The 21,995-nt window shown below is 55.3% G+C and carries 21 protein-coding genes and 1 pseudogene; 15 read left to right on the forward strand and 7 right to left on the reverse strand.

All coding sequences use genetic code 11. The annotated features are described in order from the left end of the window. Window positions 1-69 precede the first annotated feature (69 nt). Both QZ279_RS01640 and glyA read right to left on the reverse strand, forming a co-directional pair. The gene (locus QZ279_RS01640; protein WP_293447151.1) at window positions 70-963 is read right to left on the reverse strand and encodes a DUF817 domain-containing protein; all 894 of its coding nucleotides are present in this window, start codon (window positions 961-963) and stop codon (window positions 70-72) included. 188 nt (window positions 964-1,151) lie between these two features. Beyond that, window positions 1,152-2,429, reverse strand: coding sequence for a serine hydroxymethyltransferase (gene glyA, locus QZ279_RS01645; protein ID WP_293447152.1), 1,278 nt, complete (start codon window positions 2,427-2,429; stop codon window positions 1,152-1,154). Between the two features lie 171 nt (window positions 2,430-2,600). Between glyA and QZ279_RS01650 the strand changes: the two genes are divergently transcribed. Then, window positions 2,601-3,362, forward strand: a complete 762-nt coding sequence (locus QZ279_RS01650; protein WP_293447153.1) for an NAD kinase — start codon at window positions 2,601-2,603, stop codon at window positions 3,360-3,362. Between the two features lie 3 nt (window positions 3,363-3,365). Here the strand turns inward: QZ279_RS01650 and prpE are convergent, their stop codons facing one another. Both prpE and QZ279_RS01660 read right to left on the reverse strand, forming a co-directional pair. Then, the gene (prpE, locus tag QZ279_RS01655; protein ID WP_293447183.1) at window positions 3,366-5,252 is read right to left on the reverse strand and encodes a propionate-CoA ligase PrpE; all 1,887 of its coding nucleotides are present in this window, start codon (window positions 5,250-5,252) and stop codon (window positions 3,366-3,368) included. Window positions 5,253-5,461: 209 nt separating this feature from the next. Further along, a complete protein-coding gene (locus tag QZ279_RS01660) occupies window positions 5,462-7,753 on the reverse strand; it encodes an NADP-dependent malic enzyme (RefSeq protein WP_293447154.1) in 2,292 nt (763 codons plus the stop codon). A 174-nt stretch (window positions 7,754-7,927) separates the two neighbouring features. Between QZ279_RS01660 and QZ279_RS01665 the strand changes: the two genes are divergently transcribed. The 9 genes from QZ279_RS01665 to QZ279_RS01705 all read left to right on the forward strand — a co-directional run bounded on the left by QZ279_RS01665 (window position 7,928) and on the right by QZ279_RS01705 (window position 15,611). After that, window positions 7,928-9,019 carry a cupin domain-containing protein gene (locus QZ279_RS01665; RefSeq protein WP_293447156.1) on the forward strand — a complete coding sequence of 364 codons (1,092 nt, stop codon included), beginning with the start codon at window positions 7,928-7,930 and terminating at the stop codon, window positions 9,017-9,019. Then, window positions 9,016-9,408, forward strand: a complete 393-nt coding sequence (locus QZ279_RS01670) for a cytidine deaminase (RefSeq protein ID WP_293447157.1) — start codon at window positions 9,016-9,018, stop codon at window positions 9,406-9,408. Before QZ279_RS01665 ends, QZ279_RS01670 begins: the two co-directional genes overlap by 4 nt. Further along, complete coding sequence (locus QZ279_RS01675) at window positions 9,409-10,713, forward strand: thymidine phosphorylase (RefSeq protein ID WP_293447159.1); 1,305 nt, start codon at window positions 9,409-9,411, stop codon at window positions 10,711-10,713. It abuts the gene before it with no gap. Then, the gene (locus QZ279_RS01680) at window positions 10,713-11,891 is read left to right on the forward strand and encodes a phosphopentomutase (protein WP_293447160.1); all 1,179 of its coding nucleotides are present in this window, start codon (window positions 10,713-10,715) and stop codon (window positions 11,889-11,891) included. The genes QZ279_RS01675 and QZ279_RS01680 overlap by 1 nt, the downstream gene beginning before the upstream one ends. After that, entirely contained in the window at window positions 11,888-12,895 is a 1,008-nt protein-coding gene (locus QZ279_RS01685; RefSeq protein ID WP_293447161.1) for an adenosine deaminase, read from the forward strand. The genes QZ279_RS01680 and QZ279_RS01685 overlap by 4 nt, the downstream gene beginning before the upstream one ends. A gap of 3 nt (window positions 12,896-12,898) precedes the next feature. Then, on the forward strand, window positions 12,899-13,531 hold the full coding sequence (upp, locus tag QZ279_RS01690; protein ID WP_293447163.1) for a uracil phosphoribosyltransferase: 633 nt from the start codon (window positions 12,899-12,901) through the stop codon (window positions 13,529-13,531). A gap of 153 nt (window positions 13,532-13,684) precedes the next feature. Beyond that, window positions 13,685-14,536 (forward strand): hypothetical protein, encoded by an 852-nt coding sequence (locus tag QZ279_RS01695; protein ID WP_293447165.1) that lies wholly within the window; start codon window positions 13,685-13,687, stop codon window positions 14,534-14,536. A gap of 204 nt (window positions 14,537-14,740) precedes the next feature. Then, entirely contained in the window at window positions 14,741-15,052 is a 312-nt protein-coding gene (locus QZ279_RS01700) for an SPOR domain-containing protein (RefSeq protein WP_293447167.1), read from the forward strand. 67 nt (window positions 15,053-15,119) lie between these two features. Then, window positions 15,120-15,611 carry a GNAT family N-acetyltransferase gene (locus QZ279_RS01705; protein WP_293447168.1) on the forward strand — a complete coding sequence of 164 codons (492 nt, stop codon included), beginning with the start codon at window positions 15,120-15,122 and terminating at the stop codon, window positions 15,609-15,611. A 34-nt stretch (window positions 15,612-15,645) separates the two neighbouring features. On the opposite strand, the gene QZ279_RS01710 is transcribed toward QZ279_RS01705, so the two are convergent. Together QZ279_RS01710 and QZ279_RS01715 are read right to left on the reverse strand one after the other, a co-directional pair. Then, window positions 15,646-16,671: a hypothetical protein gene (locus QZ279_RS01710; protein ID WP_293447169.1), complete on the reverse strand. Its 1,026-nt coding sequence runs from the start codon at window positions 16,669-16,671 to the stop codon at window positions 15,646-15,648. Between the two features lie 83 nt (window positions 16,672-16,754). Beyond that, window positions 16,755-17,260, reverse strand: a pseudogene (locus QZ279_RS01715) (cytochrome P450). Between the two features lie 83 nt (window positions 17,261-17,343). Here QZ279_RS01715 and QZ279_RS01725 point away from each other — a divergent pair. Further along, on the forward strand, window positions 17,344-17,535 hold the full coding sequence (locus tag QZ279_RS01725; protein WP_293447173.1) for a hypothetical protein: 192 nt from the start codon (window positions 17,344-17,346) through the stop codon (window positions 17,533-17,535). Continuing rightward, on the forward strand, window positions 17,532-17,750 hold the full coding sequence (locus QZ279_RS01730; RefSeq protein WP_293447175.1) for a helix-turn-helix domain-containing protein: 219 nt from the start codon (window positions 17,532-17,534) through the stop codon (window positions 17,748-17,750). Before QZ279_RS01725 ends, QZ279_RS01730 begins: the two co-directional genes overlap by 4 nt. Here the strand turns inward: QZ279_RS01730 and QZ279_RS01735 are convergent. Further along, complete coding sequence (locus QZ279_RS01735) at window positions 17,747-19,372, reverse strand: AMP-binding protein (protein WP_293447176.1); 1,626 nt, start codon at window positions 19,370-19,372, stop codon at window positions 17,747-17,749. The genes QZ279_RS01730 and QZ279_RS01735 overlap by 4 nt on opposite strands. Before the next feature lie 77 nt (window positions 19,373-19,449). Between QZ279_RS01735 and QZ279_RS01740 the strand changes: the two genes are divergently transcribed. The 3 genes from QZ279_RS01740 to QZ279_RS01750 all read left to right on the forward strand — a co-directional run bounded on the left by QZ279_RS01740 (window position 19,450) and on the right by QZ279_RS01750 (window position 21,901). After that, window positions 19,450-20,349 carry a DMT family transporter gene (locus QZ279_RS01740; protein WP_293447177.1) on the forward strand — a complete coding sequence of 300 codons (900 nt, stop codon included), beginning with the start codon at window positions 19,450-19,452 and terminating at the stop codon, window positions 20,347-20,349. A 34-nt stretch (window positions 20,350-20,383) separates the two neighbouring features. Continuing rightward, complete coding sequence (locus QZ279_RS01745) at window positions 20,384-21,028, forward strand: sulfotransferase family 2 domain-containing protein (protein ID WP_293447178.1); 645 nt, start codon at window positions 20,384-20,386, stop codon at window positions 21,026-21,028. A 177-nt stretch (window positions 21,029-21,205) separates the two neighbouring features. After that, complete coding sequence (locus tag QZ279_RS01750) at window positions 21,206-21,901, forward strand: Hint domain-containing protein (protein ID WP_293447179.1); 696 nt, start codon at window positions 21,206-21,208, stop codon at window positions 21,899-21,901. The last annotated feature ends 94 nt before the right edge of the window (window positions 21,902-21,995 follow it).

Raw genomic sequence — 21,995 nt, forward strand, 5'->3', positions numbered from 1 at the left:
ATCCAAAAGCGCGTCGTAAAAATATGATTCTGGATATGCTTGGCGTGCAAGCGATCAACATTTTGGTCGTTATCGCGCTTGTCGTTGGGTTGATGTTTTGGCGCGGACTTTTGTGAGGGGCGTCTGGATCAGCGCGTCGCGCATGACCAGTGTGACCGTAACGAAGCTGACGTAAAGCAGCAGGTACCATGATCCGAGTTTCGCAAAGCTGACCAAGCTGAGGCCATCCGTGCCTGCGTAAATCCAGGTTCCTGTTCCTGTGCCCACATTTTCTGCGAGCCATAGAAAGAAACTGGTCAGAAGTGCGGCCAACTGGAGCGGCATCCAATAGTCTGTGTCTGCGATGCGAAACCAGACACGCGTGCGAAAGAACAGGATCAGGGTGGCTGCGAATAAAACGTAGCGTGCATCAAAGATGTAGTGATGTGTGAAAAAGTTCAGATAGATCAGCGTGCCAAGTGTGAAGGTCATCCAAAGCGGTGGGTAGGGTGCAAAGCGCATGTCAAAGATGCGGATCACCCGCGCGATGAAGGATCCAACCGAGGCATACATGAAGCCTGAGAACAGCGGCACCCCCCAAATTTTTAGGAGCGCAGGTTCGGGATAGGCCCAACTGCCCACGTTGACCTTGAATATTTCCATAGCCGTGCCCGTGATGTGAAAGAGCAGGATCACGCGGGCTTCTGCGAGGGTTTCGAGTTTCAAGATGAGGAACAGCGCTTGCAGTGTGATCGCGTAGATCACGAGGGCGTCGTAGCGTTTGAGTGCCCAAGTGTCGTCCCAGATGATGTCCGACAGAATGAGACCGCCAAGCATGAGTGCACCGAAGAGGCAGGCCCATGCTTGTTTCAGCGTGAACATGATCAGTTCCGCGATGGGGCGCGGCAGCACCTTGCGCATGGTATCGCCAAGGCGGCGTTCTATGTGGCGTGTCGTGTGACGGGTTGATTGATGTTCGCTCATCTTGCCGTTGTGACACAGGCGCGTGGATGTTTACAATCTGGGTTCCACAGAGGTCGCGTGGAACAACAGAGTACTGCCTTGGCGACTGCGACAGTAAAGCGGGCGTAAGGTGCGTGAAGTTACGCACCTTACGGTGTTTAGCCTATGTAGGGTGCATGCTTTGCACGCACCGCCCGTCCTAAGACGTTTTAGAGGTTTGTGTACATTGGGAAGCGTTCGCACATGGCTTCGACTTCGCCGCGCACTTTGGCTTCGACCGCTTCATTGCCGTCTTCACCGTTAGCTGCGATGCCGTCTACGACTTCGATGATCCAATCGGCAATCTGGCGGAACTCGGGCTCGCCAAATCCACGCGTCGTTCCAGCGGGCGATCCAAGACGGATACCAGATGTCACAGTCGGCTTTTCTGGATCGAAGGGAACGCCGTTTTTGTTGCACGTGATATGCGCGCGGCCCAATGCCTTGTCGACGATATTGCCTGTCACGCCTTTAGGGCGCAGATCGACGAGCACGACGTGTGTGTCTGTGCCGTGCGTAACCGTATCAAGACCGCCCTTGATCAACTGATCGCTCAGCGCTTGGGCGTTGATGATGACTTGTTTGATGTAGGTTTTGAACTCTGGCTCAAGTGCTTCGCCGAATGCGACGGCCTTGGCTGCGATCACATGCATCAAGGGGCCGCCTTGGATGCCCGGGAAGATCGCAGAGTTGAACTTTTTCGCAAGTGCTTCGTCATTGGTGACGATCATGCCGCCACGTGGGCCGCGCAATGTTTTATGCGTTGTTGTTGTCGCGACGTGTGCATGCGGGAAGGGAGATGGATGCTCGCCCGCTGCCACAAGACCTGCAAAGTGGGCCATGTCCACGTGCAGATACGCGCCGACCATGTCAGCGATTTCGCGCATACGTTTGAAATCGATTTGGCGTGGGATCGCGGACCCGCCCGCGATGATCATCTTTGGCTGGTGCTCTTTGGCAAGCGCTTCAACCTGATCGTAATCAAGCAGATTGTCTTCTTTGCGCACGCCGTATTGCACCGCATTGAACCATTTACCTGATTGGTTCGGCTTGGCACCGTGTGTCAGGTGACCACCAGCGTCCAAGGACATGCCCAAAATCGTATCGCCGGGCTGAAGCAGCGCTTGGAACACGCCTTGGTTGGCTTGGGAGCCAGAGTTGGGTTGCACGTTTGCAAAGCTACAGTTGAACAGCTTTTTCGCGCGCTCAATCGCGAGGTTTTCTGCAACGTCTACGTGTTGGCAACCACCGTAATAGCGTCGGCCCGGATAGCCTTCTGCATATTTGTTGGTCATCACAGAGCCCTGCGCTTCCATGACGGCGGCAGAGACTATGTTTTCAGACGCGATCAATTCGATCTCGTTGCGCTGACGGCCAAGTTCGGCTGTGATTGAGCCAAAAATTTCTGGATCACGTTCAGACAGGGATTGGGTGAAAAATTCGGTCATTTCAGTCTCCAAAGTCGCGTTGGTTATGATTTGCGCCATGACTTATAGGAATTTTCGCGAGTCTCAAGCGCGATATACGACGATTATACCTTTTGCCGCGCCACGTGGCTGGCAGTTGCACGAAACTTGTGCTTGAGTTGTCTGACTTTGGTTTTGCAGAGGACCTGCGTGATGCCCCTAAAGATCGCCTTTTTGGCCAGTGACACCCCGACTGCGGCAGCGGCGCGGGGCGCTTTGGTGACGCGTTATGGCAACACGGACAAAGCGGAGGCAGATGTCATTGTGGCACTGGGTGGGGACGGCTTTATGTTGTCGGTCTTGCACAGCACCCAAGATTTGCCCGCGCCTGTTTACGGAATGAACCGTGGGACCATCGGATTTTTGATGAACGAATATAGCGAGGCGGATTTGCAGGAACGTCTTTCGGATGCGGTCGAAGAGGTGATCAACCCGCTGTCGATGGAAGCGCTGGACAGTGATGGCAAGATCCACCGCGAACTGGCGATCAACGAAGTGTCGTTGCTACGTGCAGGTCCACAAGCGGCCAAGTTGCGTATCTACATTGATGATCGTTTGCGGATGCAGGAATTGGTGTGTGACGGCGCGCTTTTGGCGACGCCTGCGGGATCAACGGCCTACAATTATTCAGCGCACGGGCCGATTTTGCCGATTGGTGCGGATGTCTTGGCGTTGACTGCGATGGCCGCGTTTCGCCCGCGTCGCTGGCGCGGGGCCCTTTTGCCCAAATCAGCCAAGGTGCGGTTTGAGGTGTTAGAGCCTGAAAAGCGCCCTGTTATGGCGGATGCAGATGGGCGATCCGTGAAGAACGTTATTCAGGTTGATATTCGTTCCCGCCCAAGTGTTGCGCATCGTATCTTGTTTGATCCCGGACACGGCCTGGAAGAACGCCTGATCCGGGAACAATTTGTTTAGCGCCTATTTGGCATAGCCGATGCTTTGCAATGCGATCTTGATTTCATCCAAAATTGCAGGATCATCAATCGTTGCAGGTAGTTTAAACGTTTCGCTGTCGGCGATTTTCACCATCGTGGCCCGTAGAATTTTACCAGAACGGGTCTTGGGCAGACAGTCCACGACAACAGCCAGTTTGAACGCGGCCACAGGGCCGATCTTTTCGCGCACCAGCTTGACGCATTCCGCCGCAACGTCTGCATTATCGCGACCTGCGCCCGAATTCAGACAAACAAAACCGACGGGCATCTGGCCCTTTAGCTGATCAGTTACGCCGATCACTGCGCATTCTGCGACGTCGGGGTGTCCTGCAAGAACTTCCTCCATGCCGCCAGTCGATAGGCGATGGCCCGCGACATTGATCACGTCATCCGTGCGCGCCATGATGTAGAGGTAGCCGTCCTCGTCAATCATGCCCGCGTCACCCGTTTCGTAATAGCCGGGGAATTGCGTGAGATAGCTTTTACGAAAGCGATCTTCTGCATTCCATAGTGTCGGCAGCGTGCCAGGGGGCAGGGGAAGTTTGACAGCAATCGCGCCGAGCTCGCCTGTTTTCATGGGGTGACCGCCCTCATCAAGGACTTGTACATCGTACCCGGGCATCGCGACAGAGGGGCTGCCAAGTTTGACGGGAAGCGCTTCGATCCCCATTGGGTTTGCGGCAATCGCAAAGCCCGTTTCGGTTTGCCACCAGTGGTCGATCACGGGAACGTTTAGCTGATTTTGTGCCCATTGGATCGTATCGGGATCCGCGCGTTCACCTGCGAGATAGACGACGTTGAGGCAGCTTAGATCGTATTTTTTGATGAACTCGCCCTTGGGGTCTTCGCGTTTTACGGCGCGGAATGCGGTTGGGGCGGTGAAGAAGCTTTTGACGTTATGGTCAGAAATAACGCGCCAGAAGGTGCCTGCATCGGGGGTGCCGACGGGCTTGCCTTCAAACACGATCGTTGTGTTGCCGTGCACCAGCGGAGCGTAGCAAATGTAGGAATGGCCCACGACCCAACCGACGTCAGAAGCGGCCCAGAATACATCGCCAGGATCAACGTTATAGACGTTTTTCATTGTCCAGTTCAGCGCCACGAGGTGGCCACCTGTGTGACGGATCACGCCCTTTGGCGCGCCTGTGGTTCCAGAGGTGTAGAGGATGTAGGCGGGGTGATTGCCCTCAACAGGGAGGCAATCCGCAGGCGTCGTGCCTTTTTGGAAATCGTGCCAATTTACATCGCGAGGGCCAAGGTCGACCACCTCTTGTTCGCGCTGCAAGATCACGGTGAAGTCAGGCTTGTGTGTTGCCAGTTCAACAGCCCCATCAAGGAGCGGTTTGTATTTGACGATACGGCCCGGCTCTAGCCCGCAGGAGGCGGCGATGATGGCTTTGGGTGTTGCGTCGTCAATGCGCACGGCCAATTCGTTGGCGGCAAACCCGCCGAACACGACCGAGTGGATCGCGCCGATGCGCGCACATGCGAGCATGGCGTCCAGCGCTTCGGGGACCATTGGCATATAGATGATGACGCGGTCGCCCTTTTCGACGCCCTTGGCGCGCAAGGCCCCCGCAAGGGATGCAACGCGCGTTTGCAATTCGGCATATGTGATCTTGCTGATGGAGTTGGTGATCGGGCTGTCGTGGATGATTGCGACCTGATCGCCACGCCCGTTTTCGACGTGGCGGTCCACGGCGTTGTAGCATGTGTTCACCTTGGCATCGGCGAACCATTCATACAGATCGTTGCCCTTGTCGGTCAGCGCCTTTGTCGGTGCCTCGTCCCAATCAATGGCGTTTGCTGCGTCCAGCCAGAACGCTTCTGGATCGTTCTGCCAGCTGGCATAGACATCTTTATAGGTCATCATGGCATCCTTCGCATATGTTGCGAACGAGTTAGGCCGCGTGGGACGATTTGAGCAAGCTTCAACGCGAATAAAGAGACGGATTGCCGCAATTAGTTCGCAAAACCATGGGTTTTCGCACTGCAGATTTTTGCAAAGTGGCTGTGTTTAGCGATAACGGGCGGCCAGAGCGGCAGGTTTGCAAATCTGCAAACCCACCGTGATCTGTCTTAACCGTAGTTTGAAACAGGCGTGCCTGCGACGGCGGCCATGTTCAAAAGGCCGCGCGCTGTGACGCCGGGGGTGACGATGTGCGCGCGGTTGCCCATGCCCATCAGGATCGGGCCAACTTCTAACCCGCCGGCTTTGGATTTGAGGATATTGCGCGTTGCGGAGGCTGCATCGGCGTGACCGAAGATCAACACGTTTGCAGCACCATCAAGGCGGCTGTTGGGCATCAGGCGTTGGCGCAATTCAGGATCAAGGGCCGCATCAACGTTCATTTCGCCCTCATATTGGAAGTCGAGCTTCATATCATCAAGCAGCGCAATCGCGGCGCGCAGGCGTTTGCCAGAGCCTTCGGCCTGATTGCCAAACTGGGATTGCGAACAAAAGGCGACACGTGGTTCGACGCCAAAGCGACGTGCGTGACGCGCAGCACCGATGGCCGTGTTGGCCAGATGTTCTGGATCGGGCAGGGACCAAACATGGGTGTCAGCCACGAACAAGGGGCCGTCCTCAAGGATCATCATGGACAGCGCGCCATCTGGTGTATGAGTGTCGTCGCCCAAGATTTGCGTGAGGTAGTTCAGATGCCAACGGTATTCGCCGAATGTTCCGCAAATCATGCTGTCAGCTTCCTTGCGATGAACCATGACGGCGGCAATGGCTGTTGAATTGGTGCGCATAACGGCGCGCGCGATGTCGGGTGTGACACCTTTGCGCGCCATGATGCCATGATACGTTTCCCAGTAATCGCGGTAGCGCGGGTCGTTTTGTGGGTTCACCACGTTGAAATCACGGTGAGGGCGAATGTTGAGACCTGCGCGTTCGCAACGGGTTTCGATCACATCAGGTCGCCCAATAAGGATGGGGGTCTCTTTGGTTTCTTCCAAGATCGCTTGAGCGGCGCGTAGCACGCGTTCATCTTCGCCCTCTGCAAACACAATGCGTCGCGTCGCGGTGGCGGCGGCCGCAAACACGGGGCGCATCAGCATTGCAGATTTGAAGACGGAAGCGTTCAGCGTTTCTCTGTACGCGTCGAGATCTTCGAGCGGTTTGGTCGCGACGCCGGTTTCCATTGCGGCCTGCGCTACGGCGGAGGACACGATCGCGGACAGGCGTGGGTCGAAGGGTTTCGGGATCAGATAATCAGGGCCAAAGGTCATTTCTTCGCCCTTATAGGCGGCGGCGGCCTCGGCGCTGGTGGTTGTGCGTGCGAGTTCGGCAATGCCTGCGATACAGGCCAGTTTCATTTCATCGTTTATGTCTGTTGCGCCCACGTCCAGCGCGCCGCGAAAGATGAAAGGGAAGCACAGGACGTTGTTCACTTGGTTCGGGAAATCGCTGCGCCCTGTGGCGATGATCGCGTCGGGCGCAACTTTGCGTGCCTCGGCTGGATCAATTTCTGGGTTGGGGTTGGCAAGGGCAAAGATGATGGGTTTCGTGGTCATCTTTGCGACCATTTCGGGTTTCAGAACGTTCGGGCCAGACAGGCCAAGGAACATATCCGCACCGTCGATCACATCGTCCAAAGTGCGCAGATCGCTATTTTGGGCATAGGCTGCTTTTTGCGGGTTCATGTCCTCTGTGCGGCCTTCGTAGACCAGGCCATGGATGTCGCAAAGCCAGATATTTTCGCGCTTAACACCCAGTTTTTGCAGCATATTCAGGCATGCAATGCCAGCTGCACCGCCACCTGTGGAAACGATTTTGATATCTTCGAATTTCTTTTCAGAGACATAAAGCGCGTTGGTCGCAGCGGCCCCGACAACGATGGCCGTACCGTGTTGATCGTCGTGGAACACGGGAATGTTCATGCGCTCGCGACACAGTTTTTCAACGATGAAACATTCTGGGGCTTTGATGTCCTCCAGGTTGATTGCGCCGAAGGTGGGTTCAAGCGCACACACGATATCGGCGAGCTTTTCTGGATCGGTCTCGTTCAGTTCGATGTCAAAACAATCAATGCCCGCGAACTGTTTGAACAGGACTGCTTTGCCCTCCATTACAGGTTTGGAAGCGAGGGGTCCGATGTTGCCAAGACCCAGAACCGCTGTGCCATTGGTGACAACCGCAACCAGATTGCCGCGCGCGGTGTAGCGGCTGGCGTCAACGGGGTTCTTGCTGATCTCGATGCAGGCTTCGGCGACGCCGGGGGAATAGGCGCGGGCAAGGTCACGACCGTTGGCGAGGGGCTTGGTAGCTCGGATTTCTAGTTTTCCGGGCTTGGGGAATTCATGATAATTGAGTGCTGCCTTGCGGACTGCTTCTTTGGCTGCATCGGTTTTGGTATCGGTCATTTTGGTGCCCCTCATTCGTGTCGTTCGAGATTTAGTTTGATATTAAACTATATTTTTCGCGCGAACTACGTCTGAGTGGTTTGATACAGAAATCTTGATATCTTGCAAATGAGTGAATGCGTTGACACTCTGTCTTTGGCGACCGCCGTGAGAGTCGCGAATGAAAGAGTGGTCATGTCGAACATCAAAGCAGAGGTCTGTGGGCCAACCAGCGATATTCGCGCGGATATTGCGTTCTTTACCAAAACGCTGGGGTTCAAGTTGGACATGATCTATCCCGCTGACGATCCACGTGTCGCGGTTTTCTCTGGACATGGGGTGTCCTTGCGTCTGGATCAGGACAGCAAAGCGGCTGCGATTGAGCTGCGTTTGCGCTGCGCGGACCCCGAAGACAAAGGTGGATTAGGCGAGCAGGTCAGCCCCGGTGGGACGCGTGTGAGTGTCACCGAGATGGATCCGCCTATGGTTTTGCCGCAAACGCTGCATTCCTTCGTTGTGCGTCGCCTTGCCGATCAGGCCCCTTGGGTCGTTGGTCGCGCAGGGATGCAGTACCGCGATTTGATTCCTGACCGTTTGGGTGGGTCGATCATTGCGTCGCACATTCGCATTCCTGATGGTGGCCCTGTGCCGGACATGGTGCATTATCATACGGTCGGGTTTCAATTGATTTTCTGTTATCGCGGCTGGGTCGATCTGGTTTACGAGGATCAGGGCGAACCGTTTCGCTTGCACGCAGGGTCTTGCGTGATTCAACCGCCAGAAATTCGCCACCGTGTTTTGTTTGCCTCCGACAATATCGAGGTGATCGAGATTGGTGTGCCTGCCGAACACATCACGACGATTGATCATGATATGGAATTGCCCAACGGCACGGTACACCGCGAACGGGAATTCCAAGGGCAGAAGTTTGTGCACCATAAGGTGGAAGAGGCGGAGTGGTCTGATTTCCGCGTGTCTGGGTTCATCAGCCGCGATACGTTGATCGCAGAGAACACGCGTGATGTGGCGGGGGTGCATGTTGTGCGTCGCTCTGATGGAAAGCCTGATTGGAGCGCGCATGACAGCCACATTCACTTCACCTTTGTGATGGAAGGGACGATGACGCTAGAGGGTGAAGATCGTGATCCGTATCATTTGGAAGCGGGGGATGCGTTTGTAACGCCGCCCTCAATGATGACGCGCTATTCGGATGCGTCCGAGAATTTAGAATTGCTGGAAGTGTCCTTGCCGGGCGCATTTCGCACGTGGACGGGAGAGCCGGAATGAGCATGAGAGATTTGGCAAAAGCTGTGCGTGAAAATGCGCACGCGCCTTATTCAAATTTTAAGGTTGGGGCTGCTATCAAGACGGCGTCGGGGACGGTCTATCAGGGCTGCAACGTAGAGAATGTTGCCTATCCGGAAGGAATATGCGCAGAGGCGGGCGCGATTGCGGCGATGTGCGCGGCGGGTGAGCGCGCGATTGCAGAGGTCTATGTGATTGCGGGCAGTGATGAACCAGTGCCGCCGTGTGGGGGATGTCGTCAGAAGATTGCCGAATTTGCAGGCGGCGATGTGGTCGTGACGCTGGCGACGGTTGGCGGCAAGGAACTGGCGATGACGGTTGGTGAATTGTTGCCCGGTGCGTTTGATGCCAGCTTTATGAGCGGTGCATAGGTGGATGCGCGCGCGATTATAGCGGCGCTGCGGCGGGGCGAACCTGTTGCGCCTGATGCGCTGACGTGGTTCGCGCAGGGGCTTGCGGATCAATCGGTGACGGATGCGCAGGCGGGTGCGTTTGCGATGGCGGTGTGTTTGCGTGGGCTTGGTCAGGATGGGCGTGCGGCGCTGACTTTGGCGATGCGCGACAGTGGGAAGACGTTGAAATGGGATGTGGCCGGTCCCGTGCTGGACAAACATTCGACGGGCGGAGTTGGCGATTGTGTGAGCCTTGTTCTGGCCCCTGCTTTGGCGGCCTGCGGGGCGTATGTGCCGATGATTTCGGGGCGTGGTTTGGGCCATACGGGCGGCACGCTAGATAAGATGGAAAGCATTCCGGGCGTGTCGACGTCTGTGGATGAAGGGCAGTTTCATAGCATCGTGTCGCAAGCGGGGTGTGCGATTGTGAGTGCGAGCGCGGATATCGCACCTGCGGACAAACGTCTTTATGCGGTGCGCGATGTGACGGCGACGGTGGAAAGTCTTGATCTGATTACGGCTTCGATCCTGTCCAAGAAATTGGCAGCGGGTTTGCAAGGGTTGGTCTTGGATGTGAAGGTCGGATCTGGTGCATTTATGAAGGCCGCTGAGGATGCGCGGGCCTTAGCGACGGCCTTGGTAGCGACGGCGAATTTGGCGGGATGCCCGACCACGGCGCTGATCACGGATATGAACGCGCCGCTTGCGCCTGCACTTGGCAACGCGTTGGAAGTGGCGGAAGTGATGAAGGTTCTACGTGGTGGCCAGCGTAGGCCGTTGTATGAGCTTAGCCTTGCGCTGGGCGCGCAGCTTTTATTCAGTTCGGGGCACGTGGCGAGCGAAGATGCAGGGCGCGAAGCGTTGAGCAATGCGATTACGAGTGGGCGCGCGGCGGAGCGGTTTGGGAAGATGATTGTGGCGATGGGTGGACCTTTGGGATTTGTGGATAATCCTGAGAGATATTTGCCAGAAGCGCCTGTTATTCGTGAAGTGACCGCGCGCGCGAGCGGGTATGTCAGCGCGATTGAGGGTGAAACGCTGGGTCTGGCCGTGGTTGGATTGGGCGGTGGACGGCAGGTTGAAAGCGATCTGGTGAACCCTGCGGTCGGGTTTTCCGACGTGGTCACACTGGGCACGCGGGTTGTGAAAGGCCAAGTTCTGGCGCGTGTTCACGGTGCGCGCGAAGGGCAGGCGGATCAGGCGGCGGCAGCTTTGCGGCATGCGATAACGTTGTCAGATGCGCGCCCTGCCAAACGGGAACTTGTACATGAGGTGATCCGCTAATGGCGCGCGCATTTTTGATTGTTCTGGACAGTGTTGGCTGTGGTGGTGCGCCGGATGCATGTGATTTTTTCAATGGTGATTTGCCTGATACGGGTGCGAACACGCTGGGGCATATCCTTGCAAAGCGTGGTCTGAATGTTCCGAATTTGGACGCGCTGGGACTTGGGGCTGCGATGCGGCTATCGACGGAAATCGAGACCCCAGGTTTAGATGCGGTGCCGTATGGTCGCTGGGGCGTTGCGCGTGAAATTTCGCAGGGCAAGGACACGCCATTGGGGCATTGGGAATTGGCGGGGCTGCCTGTGCCCTGGGAATGGACGTATTTCCCTGACGCGACGCCCGCGTTTCCAGATGCGCTAACCCAAGCGCTGTGCCGCGCGGCTGGCACCGAGGGGATCCTGTGCAACGCGCATTCCAACGGGATAAAAGTGATTGATGATTTCGGCGAAGAGCACCTGAAATCGGGTTGGCCGATTTGTTATACGTCCGCTGATAGCGTGTTGCAGATTGCGGCGCATGAAGAGGTGTTTGGCTATGAGCGCCTTTTGCAGATGTGTCGCGAGATTGCGCCGATCTTGCATGACATGCGCGTTGGCCGCGTGATTGCGCGACCCTTTGTTGGCACGACGCGTGCGGACTTTAAGCGCACGCCAAAACGGCGCGACTTTGCGATTTCGCCGCCCGAACCTGTGCTGACCAATTGGGTGCAAGATGCGGGTGGCACAGTGCATGGCGTCGGGAAAATTGGTGATATCTTTTCGATGGCGGGGATTGATACGTCGACCAAGGGGCCTGACATTGATCTGATGCACGCGCTTGATGGGTTGGCGGAGACGGCGGGGCACGGCGATTTTGTCTTTGCGAACCTTGTAGAGTTTGACACGGACTATGGTCATCGCCGTGATGTTGAAGGCTACGGCGCGGCGCTAGAACGCTTTGACGTTTGGCTGGGGCAATTCCTGCCGCGCCTTGCACCCGATGATCTGCTGATCCTGACCGCCGATCACGGAAATGACCCGAGCTGGCCCGGAACAGATCACACGCGCGAACAGGTGCCTGTGCTTGTGCATGGCGCTGGAGTGGGCGAGATAGGCGTTTGTGGGTTTGTGGATGTTGGCGCGTCGATCGCGGCGCATCTTGGGGCCAAGTCACATGGCATTGGACGGAGTTTTCTATGAACGAAATGAGCGAAGAACTGGCGGCGATTCTGGACCTGCCCAAGGTGGAATTGCACACGCACTATGAAGGGGCCGCGCCGCCCGCGTTCATTCGGGGACTGGCGAAAGAAAAGAAGATCGACATCTCGAAAATCTTCACGGCGGACGGGTCCTATGCATTCGAGGGCTTTGTGCCGTTCTTACGGATTTACGAGGCGGCGACGACTGTTTTGCAAAGCCCCGAGGATTTCAAACGTCTTGGCTTGGCCGTTCTGGAAGAGGCAGCATCGAATGGCGTCGTCTATATTGAGAGCTTTGTCAGCCCTAATTTCTGTGGCGGCGGCGATGTGTCTGCGTGGCGCGATTACTTGGCGGCGATGGTTGAGGCGGCTAATGAGGCCGAGCGCGATTTCGGGATTATTTCGCGCGGGATCGTGACCTGTATTCGCCATGAAGGGCCTGAACAGGCGAAAACAGCTGCGCTGTGTGCGGCGGAAACGGTGGGTGATTTCATTGTTGGTTTTGGCATGGGCGGGGACGAAAACCAAGGCAAGCAACGCGACTTTACCTACAGTTTCGATATGGCGCGTGAGGCGGGCTTGCGCCTGACCACGCACGCGGGCGAATGGCGTGGACCTGAAGAAGTGCGCGAGGCTGTGCAGGATTTAGGGGTTGAGCGGATTGGCCATGGTGTGCGCGCGGCGGAGGATCATGCACTGATAGATGAGTTGGCTGAAAAGGGCATCGTCCTTGAGGTTTGTCCCGGTTCGAACGTTGTTCTGGGTGTGTATCCTGATTGGAAATCCCACCCCATCGATACGCTGCGACGCGCGGGCGTGCCTGTGAGTGTGTCCACGGATGATCCGCCGTTTTTCCACACGACGATGCGGGATGAGTATCTCAACCTTGCGAATACGTTTGGTTGGGACGAAGGTGTGTTTAGGGACATCGCTGCGGCCTCTGCCAAAGCTGCATTTTGTGACGATGCTACACGCGCACGAATTCTTAAGAAATTGGAGGCATAAGCCATGTCAGAACATTTGAAGATCGTTGATCACCCGTTGGTGCAGCACAAATTGACGCTTATGCGGGAAAAGGAGACATCGACGGCGGTTTTCCGCCAGCTTTTGCGCGAAATTTCTCAGCTGCTCGCATACGAAGTGACGCGCGGTTTGCCGATGACGACGAAACGGATTGAAACACCGATGACGGCGATGGATGCGCCGACGCTGGATGGAAAAAAGCTGGCGTTGATTTCAATTTTGCGCGCTGGCAATGGATTGCTGGATGGTGTTTTAGAACTGATCCCATCAGCACGGGTCGGTTTTGTTGGGCTTTACCGCGATGAAGAAACGCTGCAACCGGTGCAGTATTACTTTAAAGCGCCTGATGCGCTTGAGGATCGGCTTGTCATTGCCGTAGATCCTATGTTGGCGACAGGCAATTCATCTGTGGCTGCAATTGATCTGCTGAAGAAGGCGGGTGCTAAGAATATTCGGTTCCTTTGTTTGCTTGCTGCACCCGAGGGCGTTGCACGTATGAAAGAAGCGCATCCAGATATTCCTATCGTTACAGCTGCATTGGACGAGCGCCTGAACGAGCTGGGTTACATCATGCCGGGACTAGGGGATGCGGGTGATCGAATGTTTGGCACAAAATAGAGTTATAATAGGGATCATTTAGCGAAGGCACGTTAGACTCTGTGGCGAATCTAAGACAGTGTTAGGCTCCATCTGTGGGGGCAGAAAATGATCTTTAAACGATTCTTATCGTTGTCGATTCTTGCGACAACATGTGCTTTGAGCTTTACGAGTGTGGCTGCGCAAACTTTGCGCAAGGACAATGGTCCTGCTGATCTGCTACCAGCATCCTTTAAAGCAAGTCAATATGTAGACAGCAAAGGCTGTGTCTATATTCGTGCTGGCGTAGACGGAAATGTAAATTGGGTGCCGCGCGTGTCGCGCAAGCGTGAAGTTGTCTGTGGTTTGTCCCCCAGTATTCGGTCCGGTGGAACCACTGCAGCAGCACCAAAAGCGGCTGCACCTGTTCAAATCGGTGCTGCCACAGCGCCGAAGTCGCCGGCGGTCACAGCAATACGCCCTGCACGCACAACGGTCGCCGCAGTGCTTGCACCCAAGCCCGTGCGTACCGTTGCATCCACACCCGTTGTGAAAACACGCGCAGCGCCAACAATTCGGCGCGTGAACCAGCCCCAAGCAAGGGGTGTCGCCGCACCAACACGCTGCGTTCAAACTGCGCGGGTGCAAGCACCTCAGAAAGCGCCACGCATTGTTCGTGTCGCTCCGCAGGCACAGGCTGCACAGCAGCCTCGTGTCATCACGCAGCGCGCTGGTACGTCACAAACGTGTCGTGGCGCATCTGCTTTGAGCCAGCAATTTATTGGGCGGGGTGCCGGAGCCGTACGCTGTGGTGCACAAGCTGGATTGCTTGTTACGACCCGCGCGGGAGATATCAAGGGCGGTACTTTTCGTAATGCAAACGGTCAGGTCATGGCAAATGTCAGCCCGAATGCACGTGTGGTTCCACGCCATGTCTATGAACAGCAGCAAGCTGCGCGCCTGACGTCGCCAACCCCAAAAGGGTACCGTAAGGTTTGGAAAGATGACCGGTTGAATACACGCCGTGCGCATCAAACACTTGGTTGAAAAGCAAAGACTGATTTGATCTGGTCACAAACTGTGCCGCGCCGTTTGATTGTGCGCAGCACACGGCGCGACGTGACGCGATCCTTTCTGGGTCTGAGATATCCATACACGTCAGAAGCCCAGCAAAATGCAGCATGGAGCTAAGGCGTTCAGGTTATATCCACGCAAGGACAAGCGCCGCGTCGTGTGCAAAAGAGACAAGTCGTGCGTCAACAGGTCGTGCAGCAGCGACAGCAGGTACGGGTTTCAACGCGCTCGACTGCCCCTCGTAAGCCCGCTGCAGCCGCTGGAAAGCGCTTTGTTAAGGTCGGCACGTTCGGTGTTGAGAGCAACGCACAAAACACTGCCAGCCGCATTCAACGGATGGGGATCCCTGTGCGCATTGGTAAATTTGTGCGCGGTGGCAAGCAAATGCGAATTGTTCTTGCAGGTCCGTTCAAATCTGCTGCGCACACCAACGGTGCTTTGACGGCTGTTCGCAACGCAGGTTTCCGCGATGCCTTTGCGCGAAACTAACTAAATCTTCAGTGACTTACGAGGCCCCGCTATATTTGGTGGGGCCTTTTTTATTTCCGAGGTGAGAATGCTGATCCGTCCTCTTGAAGTGACGAAAGATTTAGAGGCTGTCGTTTCTTTTTATGCACGGGCACCAGACTATTGGACATTGGTTGACGGCATTGCGCCTGATCGTGCCAAGGCGCGTGACTTTTTTGAAACCGCTCCGCCAAATTGTGATGCGAGTGCGTCGCAGCATCTAGGGCTATATGTTGAGGATCGATTGGCCGGACTTGCTGATTTGTTCTTCGGGTTTCCGGGCGCGGAGGATGCCTGCATTGGGCTTTTGCTGCTGGGACCATGGGCACGTGAAAAGGGATATGGAGTCATATTTCTGCGTCATTTGGAAGGTCTCGCAGTTCAAGGAGATGCGTCGAATTTATACTTGGCCGTGTCGAATAAGAACCCACGCGGGCGGACGTTTTGGGAACGCGAGGGGTTTCTTGATACAGGGCTGAGCGGAGCCAGTGGCAAAGGCGCACATCGTCATATTCTGCATCGCTTGAAAAAACCGCTTTGATCTTAGGTAAGCAAAGTGAAAACTGGTGACAGCCTTAGCCTTCGCAAATTGTTTGTAGTCGGACCCATGACGCGTCAGGCAAAACTGGACGTTGCGATGTTCCCGTTATTGGATCGCCTTCGATAATTGGAAGGGTGATTTCACCCGTCACATCAAGCGCATATCCGTACGGGCTGCTGGGGATGGCCTGCCGTGCAAAGCGCGCAAGCAAGGGTTCCATCGGGAGTGGCATCGGGCTTTCAGTCAGCAATTTTTTCGCATGGGATTTGATTGCGCTGGCGGGCAAATTACTGGTGGTTAGCAAGCGCAGGGTCGCGAACATGCCCGAATTTTCAAGCATGTGGCGTAGAGGGTCGCGCGCGGCACGACGTGTTTGTTCGGCGACAATGTAGCCTGCGACGACATCAGGATCTTCGTGATCTTCAACCAAGGTTCGGCTTAATAAGATCACGCCGCCTGGCATATGCAGGGCGTCTTTCACACCAGCGCGCATAACGGCGAGGTAGGTCGGGCCCTCATCTGTGGAAAGGCGTTGAGTGAGTTCTACCAATGCGTTTCGCGCGCTTGATCCGCTGCAAGGTGCACCTGTAGCCCGCTGCATTTGAGTAAGGAGCGCGTTACCGATTTCGGCGCGTTTGACATCAGGCACGACCTTTATCGCCTGATCAACAATCGCATTTGGCAAGAAGGTGACCGCTGCAATAGCGGCTGCGGCCAAGATCCCGATGGTTAGCACCCCGCGAAGGCGCCCCTTTCGCGGACGTGCGCGTTCAACGGCTTTGCGCAGTTTTTCGATGGCGCGGATCATCTCGTCTTCGTCGGTCGCGATTTCGAGGGTTTCGCTGGTGTCGCCTTCTGGGTGGAACAAAGCGGGGCGTTTGCCCGGGTTAGAGCGCGCAATCGCAGCGAGTGACCAATGCGCGAGGGCCTGGTCGCGTGTGTCCTTGATTGTGAGGGTCGCATTGCCAAGGCTGACGATCACGTCAACGCACTGTTGATCGGGTGCCGCGCGCCACAGGCCCGCAGATTCTAGCCGATCATATTTGGTTAGCGCTGTCATTTCGGGCGTTTCTGCTCTGCCTCATTTGGGGGAAATATAACACAGCCTTGCTGTCGCGGGCAACGCCAAGCACGAAGAGTGGCCTAAATCGGTGAAAAGCGCACGAATAACCCGTTTTTGGCACGCAATGTGGCACCGGTTTCGAACTTTAGGTCGCCCTCGGTCGCGTCTTGGATATTCAGTTTGGGGATTATCTGGGCGAGCATGATGACGACTTCGGCCATGACGAAGGCTTGACCCAGACAAACGCGCACGCCGCCGCCGAAGGGTAGGTAGCGAAAGCGATTTTCTTTAGTAAAGACATTTTGGTCCAGGAAACGATCGGGCATGAAGGCATTGGGTTGGTCCCAGAAATCTGGGTTTCTGTGGATTGCATAGATTGGAATGGTGACAGTCATGCCCTTTTTCAGTGGGATTCCTGCGAATTTGGTGTCAGCGATGCAATCGCGCACCATTTGGGCGCTGGGGGGTAGAGGCGCATTGCTTCGTAGAACACAGCGCGTGTTAGGGGGAGGGTGTCGAGGTGCTCGGACGTAACGTCGCGCGTTGTAACCGCTGCGTTGATTTCTTCACGCACACGGTTCTGCATATCTGGGTCCAAAGCTAGGGGTCGTGAATCATATCAGCCCCACAGGCTCAATCAGTTAATGGGTCCTGACCCTAGGCGTGTCGATGCAAGAATTTAGCGACAAGAGCGTGCCGCTTGATCACGTGCCAGAAGGCCGAGCACGGGATGTTTTGGAGCGTGCGTTTCTAACGGGTGATGCGAGCAAGGCGTTCGAAATGGTTCAAGATGGTCTTGCGCCGCTTTGGCAAGATGTGCGCCCAGAGCAAAGTAGTTTCGGGCGTATGATTGGGGATTGAAGACGTATTCCAAAGCCGAAGAGGCATTCGCCTTGGCGTTAAAGGATGGCACAGATGATATGGCTGGGATCGCAGCGGATGTGGGCTACTCAGATCAATCACACATGGGACGGCAGGTGCGGGCGCAAACGGGGTTCACGCCCACAGAATTGATGCGGGGATTAGAGAGCGATGAGGCGTTTTGGAGCTATCGCTTGATGGGGGAGCGCTACTAGGCGGTGAATTGTTTGCGCAGTTCGAATTTCTGAATTTTGCCTGTCGAGGTTTTGGGGAGTTCTTGAAAGACCACGGCCTTGGGCGTTTTGAACCCTGCGAGAGAGCTGCGCGCGAAGGCGATTAGTTCAGCTTCTGTTACACTTGCGCCGGGCAAGAGTTCGACGAAGGCGCAAGGCACTTCGCCCCATTTGTCATCGGGCTTGGCCACAACCGCACAAAGTGAAACCGCGGGGTGCGCCATGAGTGTGCCTTCGACTTCGACGGAACTGATGTTTTCGCCGCCGGAAATGATGATGTCCTTGGCGCGGTCTGCGATTTGGATGTGCTGGTCGGGATGTTGCACGGCAAGATCACCTGAATGGAAATACCCGCCTGCAAAGGCTTCTTCTGTCGCGTCAGGGTTCTTTAGGTATCCCTTCATCACCGAATTTCCACGGATCATGATTTCACCCTGATGGGTGCCGTCCATTGCGACCTGCACCATGTCAGGGTCTAGCACCGTGATGTCGTCCATCATCGGCATTGCGACGCCTTGACGGGCCTTGATGGCCGAGCGTTCGCTTTGCTCTAAGCCGTCCCATTCATCCCCGTCCCATAGGCATTCTGTGACGTGACCGTAGGTTTCGGTGAGGCCGTACACTTGTGTGATGTGGAAACCCATCGTTTCAATCGCAGCCAGTGTTGCAGGGGCGGGTGGGGCGCCTGCGGTAAAGACCTCAACGGTGTGATCAAAGGTGCGACGATCCTTGGGCGCGGAATTGACGAGCGTGTTCAGAACAATAGGGGCGCCGCCGAAATGCGTCACGCGTTCGTCCGCAATAGCATTGTAAACCGCTTTTGCAGTGATATCGCGACAAAACACGATTGTGCCGCCAAGCATCGGCATCATCCACGTGTGGTTCCAACCGTTGCAGTGAAACAGGGGCACGATGGTGAGATAAACAGGCGCGAGAGTCAGCTGCCAGCTGACGACGGTGCCCATTGTCATGAGGTACGCGCCGCGATGGTGGCATACGACGCCTTTCGGGCGACCCGTGGTGCCAGAGGTGTAATTGAGCGAGAGACTTTCCCATTCGTCCTGCGGCATGATCCATTCGAATGTGGGATCGCCACTGGCAAGAAGGGTGTCGTAGGTCATGTGACGGCCTGTGGCGGGATAGCCTGAGGCGGCGTCTGGGACTTCGATGATCTGGGGGCCAGTGCCATCCATTTGCGCAATTGCGGCCTCGGCAGAGGGAAGGAACTGGGTATCGATCAGTGCGACCTTTGCTTCGCCGTGCTCAAAGATGTAGGCGATAGTGCCGACGTCGAGACGGGTGTTGATGGTGTTGACCACGGCGGCGCAGGCGGGGACGCCGAAGTGTGCTTCGGCTTGGGTGGGAACGTTGGGCAAAATGGTAGCGACCACATCGCCAGAGACAACACCAAGCTGGGCCAAGCCAGAGGCAAGACGCGTGCAGCGCGCGTGGTACTCGGCGTAGTTCACACGCTGCTCACCGTAGACAAGGGCGATCTTTTTCGGGAACACTTTGGCCGCACGCCGCAAATGCGACAGGGGCGTGAGCGCGCGATAATTTGCAGCACGCTTGTCTAATCCGGTTTCATCCTTCATCCATCCCATAAAGCGTGTGATCCTTCCAAGTGTCGTAGCGCAAATTTTCGCTAAACTGGCAGCACTTTTGAAAGATGGAAAGAGCAATGACGCATCAGCCAAAGCAAGCCGCGATTTTTATGGCGATCTCGATGTTGATCATCGGATTAATCGACAATTATATCGCTGTGATTGCCCGCGATATTAGCCTGTGGCAGTTCCAGTTTCTCCGCGCTTGCATGGGCTTGCCGATACTGGCTGTCGTTGCCTATTTCGGGTTTGGTACGTTGCGTGCGATCCGTCTTTGGGCGGTGTTGTTGCGCAATGGGCTGGTTGCGCTTGGGATGGTGTTCTACTTTGGCTCGCTTGCGTTCATGCCGATTGCGCAGGCTTTGGCGGGGCTGTTCACCGCGCCAATTTTCGTTTTGCTGATCAGTGTTTTCGCCTTTGGGGAGAAAGTTGGTGTGCTGCGGATTTTTGCGGTTCTCTTTGGGTTCGCGGGGATAATTGTCGTGCTTGGCCCCACTGATGGTGGCATGTCGTGGTTGAATTTTCTGCCCGTCTTTGGTGGGTTGTTCTATGCGATGGGATCTGTGGCGACACAAAAGATTTGCGCGAATGAGGACACACTGGTCATGCTTGCAGGGATTTTTGGACTGCAAGGGGTGATCGGTGCGATCATGCTGACAGCCTTGGCTATTATCGCGCCAGACGCGCCCGCAGGGAGCGATGGTTTTTTGTTGCGCGGATTGATTTGGCCAACATCGCTGACGTGGTGGCTGATCTTGTTGCAAGCGGTTGGATCGCTGATCGGCGTTGGGTTTCTTGTTAAAGCCTATCAAAGTGCAGAACCTAGCTTTGTGACAGTGTTTGAGTATTCGATCTTCATTTTTGGGCCGTTCTTTGCCTATGTCTTGATGGGTCAAGGGATCACGATTAATCAACTGATCGGGATCGTCATGATTGCAGCCGCAGGTAGTTTAATTGCGTTGCGTTCAGGAAAGTGAACGGGCAGTTTAGTGCTATGAAAGCGATGTCCTGATGATTGTTTCGAAAGCCCGTGGATACGTGTTCGTCCATATCCCCAAGACGGGTGGGACGTCCTTGACCCTTGCCCTTGAGGGACGTGCGGCGAAAGACGATATCATCATTGGGGACACGCCAAAGGCGCGCCAACGTAGAAAACGTTTGGACGATTTGACGCCTAAGGGTCGGTTGTGGAAACATTCGACTTTGGCCGATATTGATGGGATTGTGAACAGGGAAGAGTTGGACGAGATGTTCTGCTTTACGCTGGTGCGTAACCCTTGGGATCGCGCGGTGAGCTATTATCATTGGCTCCGAGAACAGAGCTTTGATCACCCCGCAGTCGTGCTGTCAAAATCATTCGAATTTGAGGTGTTTTTGCGCCATCCCGATACGGTACGGGCATTTCGCAATAGTCCGTCTGCTTTCTATATGGTGGATGCCAATGGGGTTGAACGCTGTGACGCGTATGTTCGAATTGAGCATCTGTCGCAGGATTTGAAACCGCTTGAAGCCCATCTCGGCTTTGATTTAGCTGTGGGTCATGTGAACGGTTCTGAGCGCGGAAACGACTACCGTAGGTATTATGATGATGCGCTTGCAGAGTTCGTGGGCGCGTTGTCTGCTGAGGATGTTGCGCGCTTTGGTTACGGCTTTTAGATGCATCTTTATCATAGCTACTTGATGCAATGCTGAGTGGAGTTTCGAATTTAACCCAGATTTGAAACAATGCCTTAAATTTCCGCCTTTCGACAGCCGCGCAAACCATAGCCTCTCTCAGTCACTGCTACGTCACTCTGCTGTCCCCGTAGTGACACCACTGATAGGGAAAAAACGATGTTTGACTGGATCACACAAAGCACGACCGACGAACCGAATGCTGCGTTTTCTAGCGAAGCTAACGGGATTTTGGTAGGCGGTTCAATTGCAACTGAATTTGGCTGGCGCCCGATTGAAGCGGTGTGCTGTGGTGATATGGTTTTGACGTTTGACAATGGGTTTCGCCCGATTGTTGGCATGCGTCGGGTTTGCCTTTGGAATGGGCGCGACACGTGCCCAGATGCATTGTTGCCAGTGTTGATCGAAGCGAACGTCCTCGACAATACACGCGATGTTCGCGTTCTGCCTGAGCAAGGGATTATGGTTGAAAGCAATGCTGCAGAAGATTATCGCGGCGACCTTTTTGCAGTCCTGATCCCACGCTCTATGCAAGCTTACGGTTTTGCGGACAGGGTTCAGCCGAGTGGGCTTATCGAAGTGATCATTTTGGAATTTGAAGAAACTGAAGTGATATATGGCCAGTGTGGACTACACTACTTTGTCCCAAAAACGGGTGACATGTTGGCGGAAAAGGAGTCCCACCTCGCGTATAAGATGCTGAACACTGAAGAGACATTTGTTGTTTTGGAAGACCTGAACACCGCGCACATGCAGCACTTAATTCCATTGACGGTGGGAGCCGTTCCTAAAAAGGGCCCGCAGTTTGCGAGCCCTTTGTCGTTTCTAGCGTGTCGCTTATGTAGCGTTTTCTGATGATGCAAAACGTCCGTAGAAACTTTGGTTCTTGGCGGTCATTTCGCGCAAAAGGTCAGGGCATTTGAAGCGCTGGCCGAACTGTGCTTCCAGC

It is taken from the genome of Planktotalea sp. (assembly GCF_018607965.1).
In the GTDB taxonomy this organism is placed as follows: domain Bacteria; phylum Pseudomonadota; class Alphaproteobacteria; order Rhodobacterales; family Rhodobacteraceae; genus Planktotalea.

Bases quoted from the DNA above. Each gene is read 5' to 3' on its own strand.
- QZ279_RS01665 (WP_293447156.1), top strand. From the start codon at position 7,928: ATGTCGAACATCAAAGCAGAGGTCTGTGGGCCAACCAGCGATATTCGC.
- QZ279_RS01640 (WP_293447151.1), bottom strand. From the start codon at position 963: ATGAGCGAACATCAATCAACCCGTCACACGACACGCCACATAGAACGC.
- QZ279_RS01660 (WP_293447154.1), bottom strand. From the start codon at position 7,753: ATGACCGATACCAAAACCGATGCAGCCAAAGAAGCAGTCCGCAAGGCA.
- QZ279_RS01650 (WP_293447153.1), top strand. From the start codon at position 2,601: ATGCCCCTAAAGATCGCCTTTTTGGCCAGTGACACCCCGACTGCGGCA.
- QZ279_RS01710 (WP_293447169.1), bottom strand. From the start codon at position 16,671: ATGACAGCGCTAACCAAATATGATCGGCTAGAATCTGCGGGCCTGTGG.
- prpE (WP_293447183.1), bottom strand. From the start codon at position 5,252: ATGACCTATAAAGATGTCTATGCCAGCTGGCAGAACGATCCAGAAGCG.
- QZ279_RS01680 (WP_293447160.1), top strand. From the start codon at position 10,713: ATGGCGCGCGCATTTTTGATTGTTCTGGACAGTGTTGGCTGTGGTGGT.
- QZ279_RS01745 (WP_293447178.1), top strand. From the start codon at position 20,384: ATGATTGTTTCGAAAGCCCGTGGATACGTGTTCGTCCATATCCCCAAG.
- QZ279_RS01670 (WP_293447157.1), top strand. From the start codon at position 9,016: ATGAGCATGAGAGATTTGGCAAAAGCTGTGCGTGAAAATGCGCACGCG.
- QZ279_RS01750 (WP_293447179.1), top strand. From the start codon at position 21,206: ATGTTTGACTGGATCACACAAAGCACGACCGACGAACCGAATGCTGCG.
- glyA (WP_293447152.1), bottom strand. From the start codon at position 2,429: ATGACCGAATTTTTCACCCAATCCCTGTCTGAACGTGATCCAGAAATT.
- QZ279_RS01705 (WP_293447168.1), top strand. From the start codon at position 15,120: ATGCTGATCCGTCCTCTTGAAGTGACGAAAGATTTAGAGGCTGTCGTT.
- QZ279_RS01740 (WP_293447177.1), top strand. From the start codon at position 19,450: ATGACGCATCAGCCAAAGCAAGCCGCGATTTTTATGGCGATCTCGATG.
- upp (WP_293447163.1), top strand. From the start codon at position 12,899: ATGTCAGAACATTTGAAGATCGTTGATCACCCGTTGGTGCAGCACAAA.
- QZ279_RS01735 (WP_293447176.1), bottom strand. From the start codon at position 19,372: ATGGGATGGATGAAGGATGAAACCGGATTAGACAAGCGTGCTGCAAAT.
- QZ279_RS01725 (WP_293447173.1), top strand. From the start codon at position 17,344: ATGCAAGAATTTAGCGACAAGAGCGTGCCGCTTGATCACGTGCCAGAA.
- QZ279_RS01685 (WP_293447161.1), top strand. From the start codon at position 11,888: ATGAACGAAATGAGCGAAGAACTGGCGGCGATTCTGGACCTGCCCAAG.